The 11,929-nt window shown below is 38.4% G+C and carries 8 protein-coding genes; 5 read left to right on the top strand and 3 right to left on the bottom strand.

Annotation, left to right across the window (positions count from 1 at the left end):
• From DVR12_RS21160 to DVR12_RS21145, 4 genes are all read left to right on the top strand, one after another.
• A partial coding sequence (locus tag DVR12_RS21160) for an Ig-like domain-containing protein (RefSeq protein WP_147323507.1) occupies positions 1 to 2,951 on the top strand: 2,951 nt, incomplete at its 5' end.
• A 67-nt stretch (positions 2,952 to 3,018) separates the two neighbouring features.
• Positions 3,019 to 3,987 (top strand): PorP/SprF family type IX secretion system membrane protein, encoded by a 969-nt coding sequence (locus DVR12_RS21155; RefSeq protein WP_116977787.1) that lies wholly within the window; start codon positions 3,019 to 3,021, stop codon positions 3,985 to 3,987.
• Between the two features lie 34 nt (positions 3,988 to 4,021).
• Positions 4,022 to 5,974 (top strand): OmpA family protein, encoded by a 1,953-nt coding sequence (locus DVR12_RS21150; RefSeq protein ID WP_116977786.1) that lies wholly within the window; start codon positions 4,022 to 4,024, stop codon positions 5,972 to 5,974.
• 496 nt (positions 5,975 to 6,470) lie between these two features.
• Positions 6,471 to 7,430 (top strand): tetratricopeptide repeat protein, encoded by a 960-nt coding sequence (locus tag DVR12_RS21145; protein ID WP_116977785.1) that lies wholly within the window; start codon positions 6,471 to 6,473, stop codon positions 7,428 to 7,430.
• A 298-nt stretch (positions 7,431 to 7,728) separates the two neighbouring features.
• Here DVR12_RS21145 and DVR12_RS21140 read toward each other — a convergent pair whose 3' ends face one another.
• Positions 7,729 to 9,261 carry a TlpA family protein disulfide reductase gene (locus DVR12_RS21140; RefSeq protein WP_116977784.1) on the bottom strand — a complete coding sequence of 511 codons (1,533 nt, stop codon included), beginning with the start codon at positions 9,259 to 9,261 and terminating at the stop codon, positions 7,729 to 7,731.
• Positions 9,262 to 9,332: 71 nt separating this feature from the next.
• Here DVR12_RS21140 and DVR12_RS28025 point away from each other — a divergent pair, with 71 nt between their 5' ends.
• Positions 9,333 to 9,464 carry a hypothetical protein gene (locus tag DVR12_RS28025; RefSeq protein ID WP_262511924.1) on the top strand — a complete coding sequence of 44 codons (132 nt, stop codon included), beginning with the start codon at positions 9,333 to 9,335 and terminating at the stop codon, positions 9,462 to 9,464.
• Positions 9,465 to 10,437: 973 nt separating this feature from the next.
• On the opposite strand, the gene DVR12_RS21135 is transcribed toward DVR12_RS28025, so the two are convergent.
• Together DVR12_RS21135 and DVR12_RS21130 are read right to left on the bottom strand one after the other, a co-directional pair.
• Positions 10,438 to 10,773 (bottom strand): helix-turn-helix domain-containing protein, encoded by a 336-nt coding sequence (locus tag DVR12_RS21135; protein ID WP_116977783.1) that lies wholly within the window; start codon positions 10,771 to 10,773, stop codon positions 10,438 to 10,440.
• Positions 10,774 to 10,848: 75 nt separating this feature from the next.
• The gene (locus DVR12_RS21130) at positions 10,849 to 11,568 is read right to left on the bottom strand and encodes a hypothetical protein (protein WP_147323506.1); all 720 of its coding nucleotides are present in this window, start codon (positions 11,566 to 11,568) and stop codon (positions 10,849 to 10,851) included.
• Between the last annotated feature and the right edge of the window lie 361 nt (positions 11,569 to 11,929).

Below are 11,929 nucleotides of genomic sequence, written 5' to 3'. Positions count from 1 at the left end.
CCATTACTGTACAGGATCTTGTTACAAACGGTACTATCAGTGCAGATCAGACTATCTGTAACAATACCACACCGAATTCTTTAACATCGGTTACCGCAGGTACCGGTTCCGGTACGATTACTTACCGTTGGGAAAGTTCTACGACTGGCGCTACTACTGGTTTTACGACCATTCCTGGCACCAATGCAGCAGATTATACTCCTGGCGCATTGACAACTACCACTTATTTTAGAAGAATAACTCTATCAACACTGAATAGTAATATTTGTGAATCAGGACCAACTGCTGTAGTCACCATTACTGTACAGAATCTTGTTACAAATGGTACTATCAGTGCAGATCAGACTATCTGTAAAAATACCACACCGAATCCTTTAACATCGGTTACCGCAGGTACTGGTTCTGGTACGGTTACTTACCGTTGGGAAAGTTCTACGACTGGCGCTACTACTGGTTTCACCACCATCCTTGGCGCCAATGCAGCTGATTATACTCCTGGCGCATTGACAACTACCACTTATTTTAGAAGAATAACTCTATCAACACTGAATAGTAATATTTGTGAATCAGGACCAACTGCTGTAGTCACCATTACTGTACAGAATCTTGTTACAAATGGTACTATCAGTGCAGATCAGACTATCTGTAAAAATACCACACCGAATCCTTTAACATCGGTTACCGCAGGTACTGGTTCTGGTACGGTTACTTACCGTTGGGAAAGTTCTACGACTGGCGCTACTACTGGTTTCACCACCATCCTTGGCGCCAATGCAGCTGATTATACTCCTGGCGCATTGACAACTACCACTTATTTTAGAAGAATAACTCTATCAACACTGAATAGTAATATTTGTGAATCAGTACCAACTGCTGTAGTCACTATTACTGTACAGAATCTTGTTACAAACGGTACTGTCAGTGCAGATCAGACTATCTGTAACAATACCACACCGAATCCTTTAACATCGGTTACCGCAGGTACTGGTTCCGGTACGATTACTTACCGTTGGGAAAGTTCTACGACAGGCGCTACTACTGGTTTTACGACCATTCCTGGCGCCAATGCAGCAGATTATACTCCTGGCGCATTGACTACTACCACTTACTTTAGAAGAATAACTCTATCTACACTGAATAGTAATGTTTGTGAATCAGTACCAACTGCTGTAGTCACTATTACTGTACAGGATCTTGTTACAAACGGTAGTATCAGTGCTGATCAGACTATCTGTAACAATACCACACCGAATCCTTTAACATCGGTTACCGCAGGTACCGGTACCGGTACGATTACTTACCGTTGGGAAAGTTCTACGACTGGCGCTACTACTGGTTTTACGACCATTCCTGGCGCCAATGCAGCTGATTATACTCCTGGCGCATTGACTACTACCACTTACTTTAGAAGAATAACTCTATCTACACTGAATAGTAATATTTGTGAATCAGTACCAACTGCTGTAGTGACTATTACTGTACAGGATCTTGTTTCAAACGGTAGTATCAGTGCAGATCAGACCATCTGTAACAACACCACACCGAATCCTTTAACATCGGTTACCGCAGGTACCGGTACCGGTACGATTACTTACCGTTGGGAAAGTTCTACAACTGGCGCTACTACTGGTTTTACGACCATTCCTGGCGCCAATGCAGCAGATTATACTCCTGGCTCATTGACTACTACCACTTACTTTAGAAGAGTGACAGTAGCCACATTAAAAGGTGTAACCTGTGAATCTATACCCACTTCAGTAGTTAAGATAATATTCAACAACGCCCCTACTGGATTGAATGACAATAAGGTCACTAGCCAGGATGTAATGGTTTCTGGCCAGATAATCGGTACTGATATTGATGGCGATGTACTGACCTACAGTAAGAAAACCAACCCGGCACATGGAACCGCTATAGTGAATATTGATGGTAGTTACACGTATACTCCTAATGCGGGTTATACTGGAAATGATAATTTCACTGTTGAAATAAGTGATGGAAAATGTGGATTAAGTACAGTAACAGTAAACATTGTTATTAATTTGCTTAATAACCCATCCATTACCCTTGTAAAAACAGGAGTATTTACCCAGAACTATATCACCTATTCATTTATTATTAAAAATACCGGTAACATAACTATTGATAAACTTAGCTTAACTGATGCCAAACTCAAGATCAACAATAAAGTAATTAATGTAGCGGCAGGTTTATTACCTGGAACTTCTATCACTGTGACGGAGAAATATATTGTCACGCAAATGGACAAAGAAGCCGGTGAAGTAACCAATACCGCCACCATTAATGGAGAAGATGTAAATGGTACTTCAGTAAGTGATATATCCGGAACAACCGAAACCAACAACCTCCCAACTATCGTTGCAATATCAAAACCCGTTGTAGCTGTAGATGATCGTTATGCAGTAGATGCAGGGAACGAGCTGAAAGGAAATGTTCTTGAAAACGATATCACTTCAGGAATAGATGTATCTAAACTAGTAACAACGCTAGTCACCCAGCCACAAAACGGCACAATTACTATGAATGCAGATGGTTCATTCACATATACTGCAAACCCTGGCTATACTGGTACGGATAGTTATACTTATCGTATAGAAGATGAGTATGGCTATTACAGCAATGTGGCTACTGTTCTAATCATAGTGAATACATCTGAATTGATCATTCCTACTTTATTCACTCCCAATGGTGATGGTATAAATGATGTATTTGAAATCATCGGGCTGAATAAGTTTGTAGAAAACTATCTGGTAATAGTGGACAGGTGGGGAAATGAAGTATACCGGACAACAAATTATCAGAATAAATGGAATGGAGCAAATCTGAATGAAGGTACCTATTACTACCTGTTAAAAGTTCGAAAAGCAGGTACTACAGATTGGATCATATACAAGGGGTATACAACTTTAGTCAGAGCATTTAAAAAATAGCATAGAATAATAAATAGTGCATCTGGAGGTAGGTACGCCTTCCTCCGATGCGCTTAAATAATCAATGATGAGAAAAATATTTCAGATCATAACGTGCTTAATGCTGGTTTCAGCGATGGCGAATGCTCAACAGGATGCGCAATTCAGCCAGTATATGTTTAATGGTATTTATATTAACCCTGCCTATGCAGGTTACAAAGAGCAATTAAATCTTCATGCTTTTTACAGAAACCAGTGGACCGCTATTAAAGGTGCTCCAAAGACCATGAGCCTTGCCATAGATGCCATCGCTAATGATGGTAAAGTAGGTCTTGCTTTACAAATATCAAGCGATAGACTTGGCGCCCAGAGGAATCAATCAATCTATGGGAACTATGCATACAGGATCAGGATGAACCCTGATGGTAGTGCGAGACTAGCATTTGGCGTGGGTTTTGGAGCTGTACAATTAGGGCTCGACGGCAGATTACTAACTCCTAATAACCCAGAGCCTTACCAACCAGTTGGTCTCCAAAATACTATTCTGCCTGATGCAAGAATGGGGGTTTATTATTCGGATAATCATTTTTATGCTGGGTTCAGTATTGACAACCTGGTATCACAATATATCAATACTAACAAATATTCCTTTATCGCACGACCAAAGCCTCACTATTACTTAACTGCCGGGATATTAGTGCCACTTTCGGAAGAGGTGATAATGAAACCATCATTTTTATTAAAGGATGACAGGGGCGGTCCAACCAGCATGGATTTAAACACCTTTTTTATATTGGCAGATAAATTTTGGATTGGAGGTTCATACCGTACAGGTATTTCACTATATGAAAAACCACACTTACAAAAAGAGTTAAGCAGTGTAAATTCTGCAGTTTTAGCCATGCAGATAATTCCGGTACAAACCCTAAGAATCGGTTATGCATATGATATCTCAATTGGCCCTCTCAATGGTTACAGCAGTGGCACACATGAAATTTCTGTGGGGTACTTCTTTAATAAAAAGAATATAAGGATGCTAAGCCCAAGGTATTTCTAGGGTTGATAAATAATCAGTACAAATAATAATTTAAATGAAAAGAAGACTTTCACTCGTCATATTAAGCATCATACTCTTTACGGGGCAATTGGTGCATGCACAATATGTGCTCAAAGAGGCAAATGTGCAATTCGGATTGTTCAATTACACCAAAGCGATAGATCTCTACGAGCAAGCCTATAAAAAGAAGCAGACGTTATATGCAGCAGAAAAGCTGGGAGCCTGTTATGAACAGATCCAACATTATAAACAGACAGAAAGCTGGTACGCTATTGCTGTTGGTTTAGACTCCTCCAAAACAGAAAACATACTGGCCTATGCAAAAGCATTACAGCAAAATTCAAAATACACAGAGGCAAAAATCCAATACCAAAAATATGCTATAGCTAAAAAGGATGTACCAGAAAAACAACTTATCCTTTGGTTGCAGAGCTGTGACTCGGCTATTAGCTGGATGAAAACACCAACTGCCACCACTATAATTAATGAAAAAGTATGGAACACAGACAAATCAGAATGGGGCACTGCCTTATATCTGCAAAATATCGTGTTCACATCAGACAGGGAGAACATTAATAGTTCCCAAACCAATTCCCGCTCCTTTTTAAAGTTTGATGGCGCCAATGTGCCTGATAAAAAGACATATGGCTGGACTGGTAATCACTATTTAAGACTTTACCAACAAGATAAAACGACAGACAGTACCATTCTCTTTCCACTAAAGACTGGAACGGTTTACCATATAGGTGCTGCTAGTTTTACAGAAGATGGTATGGAAATGTATTTCACACTTACACGAATACCCAAAAAAACAGAATATGTAAAAGGTAAATTAGCTACCATCAATATTGAAATATACTACAGCAAAAAAAATGAACAAGGCAACTGGACTACTCCAACCGCATTTAAATACAACAAAGTAAATGAATACTCCGTAGGTGATCCTTTTATCAGCAAGGATGGCAACCACCTCTATTTTGTGTCCAATATGCCCAATGGTGCAGGTGGAACTGATCTGTACGTATGTCATAAAACAGCAACCGGAGAATGGGACTTACCTATAAATTTAAAAGACCTGAATACCGAAGGAAATGAGCGGACGCCTGCGATAGATAGTTATAACAACTTCTACTTCAGTAGTGATGGCAGAGTTGGGATGGGTGGATTGGATGTTTACCAGGCCCAACTTGTTGATGGTAAAATATCCACACCTAAAAACATGGGTTATCCTACCAATTCCCCACAGGATGATTTTGCTTATACTCCTATTACTTCCACAACAGGTTATCTTTCCTCCAACAGGCCAGAAGGATTGGGGAATGACGATATCTACAGCTATGCTCAAACTCCAAGCACTACGCTTGAATTTAGCGGCAGAGCTTTAAATTTAGAAACCAATCAACCACTGGCCAATGCAGTCGTGTCCTTGACTAAAATAAACGGACAAACCATAAAAACTCTTACAGACGAAAATGGAAACTATAAATTTAACCTGGATAATTCTTCTGACTATCAATTAACTATTGAGAGCACAAACCACAGAAGTAATCAGATAACACTGACATCAAATGAGTTAAAAACATCCAACGTAATCAAAAAAGACCTGTTCCTGGAAGTCATTAAGTTAGATGAATTAATCAAACTGGAAAACATCTATTATGATTATAAAAAATCGGAAATCAGGGCTGATGCAGCAATTGAACTGGATAAATTAGTCAAAATATTAAAAGACAATCCAACTATCTGGATAGAACTGGGATCACATACCGATAGCCGGGGTAATGATCAATACAATCAAAAATTATCGCAAAGCAGGGCAAATGCAGCTGTTCAGTACATGATTGATAAGGGTATTGAAAAAAACAGGATCACAGCTAAAGGATACGGAGAATCGATGTTGCTCAACAAATGTTCAAATGGTGTTGATTGTACCGAAGAAGAACATCAGTTAAATAGAAGAACAACCTTTAAGATTGTAAAAAAATAGGAATCAAAAGCAATTGTTGTTTGCGTAGCAATTGCTGTTACCATAATACTGCAAGGCTGATTTCAAATATCCCACCCTGCAGTATGGAGAAAGTCTCCTCGGCGAAAAGGATACAGTAAACGTAGATTTACTGTATCCTTTTCGAAGCTGTAACTATGGTTCCCTTTTGCTAACTTTGATACGTTAAATGAAATCCAATCCAAATTTAAGAACTGATTATGAATGCATGTTTGATTGAAAAGAATTAGCCTTCCATGTTCAAATTTCAGGTGATGCCTGTGGCTTTATCATAATTATATTTTTATAAAACCCGGACGATAGCAGATATGCAATCAGCAAATGCAACTGGGGCTCAATTATATAAAACAAATAGTATATATTAATCCGTCTAATTTGCGAAAAACGTTATTGGTTAATGCAATTAAACGCAAGAGGACGCAAACAGAATATGGACATTTAACACTTGATCAAATTAACTTAATACCAGTTTTGCAGAATGGGACTATTTGACTTTCTTAAAGGGAAAAACACTTCTAATAACCAAGTAGACAAACAATCTAAAGATTACGAGGAATACTTTGAGGAAGAAGTTTTAAAAGCAATTCCCAGATACATATGTAAACCGGGGGCGGATGTAAATATAAAAGTTAGGCACCAGGAGACAAACGAAGTGATTTCATTTGCTCAGGGATTTCCTGAGCAATTTAATACCTGGAAAAAAGTAAAATCGCTGGCCGATAAACGCGGGATAATCTATTCGCTACTAGACTTTCAACTTGCCCAACATCTGGAACTATGGCAAACAATAGAGCGGTTCAATGATGACAGATATGCACAGCGTGCTCTTGAACTTGCCAATAAATATAAAAACGATGCTGATGAGCAAAATCCGGATTTCCAAAATGCATTAGCAAGGACTTACTTTATTTTGACGCAATATGAAGAAGCGGAGCAACATTGCCTGGCTGCATTGGAACTTGCCCCTACTAATATTAGATCAAAACGTATTTATGCCGATATCCTCCATTGTACTAACAGACAAGAAAAAGCGCATCAGCTATATGAAGAAATCTTAAACGAGAAGCTGCCAAAGGGCAAACAAATATCATTATCCATAAAAGAACTCCTTGGCTTCAACGGCGATGTTACCAACTCCCCTATTTATGCATTAATGTGGCTGAGAGATGAGAAAAATATATCCGATGAGATTTGGGAATGGGCAAATAATGAGTTTTACTACAGCCCCCATTTTCGCTCTCAATATGCTTACTGGTTAATTGAAAAAAAAGAATATCTCCGGGGATTTGCAAAATTGCTTAGCTTGGTCAAGGAAATGCCATGGTTTACAGAAGCTGCGATTAACTGCTACAACCTCATGAAGCAATTGAACCTTCAAGACAGTATGCAGGAAGAAAAAAGCTTGCTTGAAAAAATAATGGCCAACACATCACATTAGCAGATTGATTTGATTTTGTTGCCATTAGAGAAGAGCTTTGATCAGGTAATCTACGTTTTTTCTCCGATGCCTCATATCCCAGTTCCCGCATCAAGTCTTGCCATGTTCTTCCATTTGGCCCGTATATTCTTCCCAGATAGATTATTTCGTTCTATTTGAGCTCAAAAAAGCCTGAATGATAAGATGCTTGTCACTTTCCTGATAGTAACCATCCCTAAGTTTGACGATTTTCTTCATTTTTTACACGTTTTTTGTAAACCTATTTTAGGACAAGACAAAAACGCGTTTGCCAATAAGATTAAACAGGATCTCCTTCCAGTATTGCCTCGATCCGCTTTTTCATCACTTCATTCCCAGGGTACTCCAGAAATTGCTGTTTCAGTATTCCATTCTTATCAAATATGAGGTAACTGGGTATCGCGCCAAAATTAAAACGCTCTAACAGATACTTCCACTCTTTTGTGGTCAGGTAATATTGCTGTCCTCCAATACCTTGTATATGCCTTTCCCATAATCCCTTGGGCGAGGAGGAATTGCTGATATAGATAAATACAGTGCCTTTATCACTAAGCTGCTTTTTAAAGGCTCTGGATTCCTTAATGGCTCCAAGACATGGAGCGCACCACGTTGCCCAAAAGTCAACAACAACGGTCTTTCCTTTATACCTGGAAATAATAGCATTCATTAATTCTTCGGGCGATACATTGGGAGTACTATTGATTACCACCGTCTCTTTTAAACCCGCCAGCTCCGTTACTTCTTGGTTTCTTCGCAGAAGAATCTTCTCCAAATCACCTCCTTTATAATAGCTTTTGATATTCTCGATCTGTTTTATTGTCAATGGTTTCAGTTCAGTTTCAAATTGCATCGCATAGGCGTTGCCTACCAGCATATCATAGAACATACCTTGATCAAACCCAAACAGGTGTCCGAAAATCCCCTTTACACTTTCAGTCCATTCATCAATGGGAGTATCTTGAATCCGCGGGATACTCAATATATTATTTTGTAACAACTGCTGAGTAAAAATCGGGTAAGAAAAGCAATACAAATATAACTGATTATTGAGGTCCATATTTTTAAGAAACGAATAATCCTCCCTGACAGGCTTCTTTATCACTACACTATCTGGCATCCAACGATTATTTGTATTCCTGTAGTTTAAAACCATTTCATTATGGTAATCAAATACATGATTATAGTATACGGCAAGTGCATAATCCTTAACTAAAATCTCGTTCATCTTCTCAGATAAAAGTGGCGGTTTGTTCAGAACGATACGTTTCCCCTGCAAAACATCATTTGTATTATCTATGAAAGCACTATAATCCTTATTATATAATGGTTCTACAGGCTTATTTGATCTATAATTAATTAATTCGGAAAATTTGCTCAGACTCTGGATGATTTCTTCTTCAGTAAGTCCGTGATTATCACTGACCTTTACTTTATTAATAACGCCATCATTGTTATAATTGAAGAATATCTTACTTTCTTGTCCATTTTTCAAAAGAACAGTAACCTTTTTATCTATAGCTATATTCGTGCTTATAACACATCTGCTAAGATTTGTTTCTGTATTTACTTTTAGTATGAATCGCCCGTTGGAATCGAGCAGTGTTTTATATGTTCTGACTTCGCCTGTAAATGGTTGGGGGATTTTCAAATACAACCATACACTATCTTTCTTAATATTTGCCGGAATAGTTACTTCGCCACTTATACCAATGGCACCGGCTTCAAGGATGGGCTGACCAGATTGAGCACTAGCAGCCAGTGACCAAAGACATAATAAGATAGCGCAGGTCAGCTTCATTTTCAATAATAACATGATGATGATTAATTCAGTAATAATATTTGTTTTATCAATAACTTGTTTTTATCCGCAACAATATCCGGCAAATGCAATACAGGCCATTTCCGCAGAGTTTTGAGCATCATTGGCAAGATGATCTGTCATCGTACATCCAGATTACCTCCCAACAACGCTTCAATTACTGGTACAGAGAATTAACGCTTTACAAATGGAATTAAAAGCTTTATACAAATGCATTAAGAACCCAGGTGAGCATATACTGGCAATGGCCATCAGTATGCAATAAATTTAATGAAATATTCTTTTCCATGACAAACCACCTTAATCCTCCACAGCCGAATATATGTAATGTTTGGAATACTAAATATTAAAGGGGGTAATTCTCATTCAATTCTAATAACTACTACATTAGGCCTTTAGAAATCGATTCAGCTTTTAGTTAGAATATGGTATTTCGGAGCTTACCTATGATGATAATATAGAAAGAAAGGAAATGGTTTCTGTCAGGCCGTTTTCAAAATTATTTTACTTGGTAATACCCAATCATTCAATTATTTAAACTGGTGTTGAAGTAAGTACGATTATTGGTAACTTAGTATGAGCTGTTTAACCCCTATAAAAGAAATTAAGAAATCAAAGTTTAAATTATCGGAACTCGACTAAATTCTCGACTAAAAAAGAAAACCCCGCGACTAGCGCGAGGTTTGTAAGTCTTCAGTGAACCTCATGGTACAAAACCTGAACCTTTTTGTTAAAGATTTAAGACTGCTGGCAAATATGTTTTAGTCATTGCTTCTAAGTTACATTCAAAATTTCCCCAGTCTAATATTCGGATAAATGAGAATATGACATTAAAATTTACTACCTTGAAATCGCACTCTCCAATCAGATTATTTTTCTGAAGCGACTGCAAAATCCCTCAACTAAATACCCTGTTATGGAAACAACCAATATCGCACAAGATACTTTTGAACCATTACTCCGGCAATTTTGCGCAGCCACGGCCTCGTTTGAAATTGATGAGTCGTTTTCTTCCGTGTTCAGCGGCCCGTTCAATCTTCGCGGGTGGGGCCTGCCTAGAGCAGCCCCACCCATTCTCCCCGAACAGATGGCAACGCCGTCTGTACTATCTTCCCGAACGGGTAGCAACGCTGCCCGCTCTTTCTCCGCGACCGGTAGCAGGGCTGCCGGTCATTCGTTGCGTTGATCTGTGGGATTGAGTAGCAGTTGTATGTCTTGCCACAGGAAGTAAACCCGTGACTGGATTTTGTACGGCTTTAGTTTTCCGTGTCTAATCCACTCGTAAATGGTAGGTTTTGTGATGTGTAACAACTCGCAGACCTCCGTAATTTTAAACAGGGGTTTGTAGGTAAGTCCGGGAGTTTGAAATGTTGGGGCTTGCCCCGGTTTTAAAAGACGGTTAACTTCTTCTCGCACTAAAATACGTAACATCTGCCAGAACTGTTCTGGCTCAATGGGAAACAACATTGGTGCGGCCGTCTGCACATACTTTTCATTCTTTTCCATATTCTGACCGATTTAAGGCACGAATATGCACATACGATAAAAAGAAATCTAGCTAAGTATACTTGTTTTTGGATTTTAAGGACGTGGGAATTGCTGTTCTAAAGATTTAAGGCATTTTATGCCGTCCTCAAACTGCATGGTTTCTAATACTTTATAGGCTTCTTCAAAACTTTTACTTACTTCAACGATATGCCGGCTTTCCAGTTTGGCTCTTTTGTCTTTCTTATAGATTAAATCAAGTTCGTTTTTGATCCCTTTAGGGCTAATTCCGTAAAGTTTGTGTAACAAATCCGCGCATTTGTCACTTGGAGCCAGATAATCAGCTTTGCTGGTTTTATCAAAAACATAAAACAGCAATACTAACGCCCTGTTAGAAAGCTGATCCTGTTTGCATTTCTCTAACCATGAACGTTCCCGACCTTCATAGGTGGCAATAGCCATTTCCAATTTGGGAAGGAATTCATCATTGTAAATAGATCGGTAAGTAATGAAATATAGTGGCAAATAAAGCACAATACAAACCAATATGGTTATTATCAACAACATATCAGTAATTCCTCCGCTAAATGCCATAACGAATATTGAAGCTATAGCGGTCATCTGCAAATGATGAAAAAATGTGCTACGCCAGTAATCGGCTATTAATTGGCTACGAGTCGCACTTGTGGGCCAATGGATGTAAATATTACGTTGGAAGTTATGTTGGTCATAAAATCTTTTGTAGATGTAACCAAAATTTACGGGTAGTTCGAATATTAACATTGAGCGGAGCCTGCGTAAATTGAAGTTTTTCATATTCTGCCAAGTTAACTTTTAACAACTCAATAAAGGTAAGGATAAAAATATCCAACATGCTTTCGCTGTATTGCCGTAGTTGTTTCGTCATTTCGCCGTCGTGCCGTCGTCATTTTCAAATAAACAAATTATAAAAATACATCTTCATAATTTATTAATTATCAATGTTTTTTTGCTAAGCATTTTTCCGAATTCGGAAAAAAATTTTTTTATTAAGTGAATTCAGCGTAAGTTACATCGTATTTTTGTAGCCTACTTGGTAGCCTACAAAAACAAAGACCGACTAGTACGAGTAGCCGGCCTTTGAATGAAATCAAGAATCGTGTCTAATTAAACAAGGTAGCATTTGCATAATACACTT

The organism is Chitinophaga silvatica, assembly GCF_003419895.1.
Lineage (GTDB): Bacteria > Bacteroidota > Bacteroidia > Chitinophagales > Chitinophagaceae > Chitinophaga > Chitinophaga silvatica.
This window is presented reverse-complemented; position numbering and strand designations above follow the sequence as displayed.

What these genes read in the sequence shown, in the direction of transcription:
- DVR12_RS21140 (WP_116977784.1), bottom strand. Translation starts at nt 9,261, where the DNA reads ATGTTATTATTGAAAATGAAGCTGACCTGCGCTATCTTATTATGTCTT.
- DVR12_RS21130 (WP_147323506.1), bottom strand. Translation starts at nt 11,568, where the DNA reads ATGAAAAACTTCAATTTACGCAGGCTCCGCTCAATGTTAATATTCGAA.
- DVR12_RS21145 (WP_116977785.1), top strand. Translation starts at nt 6,471, where the DNA reads ATGGGACTATTTGACTTTCTTAAAGGGAAAAACACTTCTAATAACCAA.
- DVR12_RS28025 (WP_262511924.1), top strand. Translation starts at nt 9,333, where the DNA reads ATGCAATACAGGCCATTTCCGCAGAGTTTTGAGCATCATTGGCAAGAT.
- DVR12_RS21150 (WP_116977786.1), top strand. Translation starts at nt 4,022, where the DNA reads ATGAAAAGAAGACTTTCACTCGTCATATTAAGCATCATACTCTTTACG.
- DVR12_RS21155 (WP_116977787.1), top strand. Translation starts at nt 3,019, where the DNA reads ATGAGAAAAATATTTCAGATCATAACGTGCTTAATGCTGGTTTCAGCG.
- DVR12_RS21135 (WP_116977783.1), bottom strand. Translation starts at nt 10,773, where the DNA reads ATGGAAAAGAATGAAAAGTATGTGCAGACGGCCGCACCAATGTTGTTT.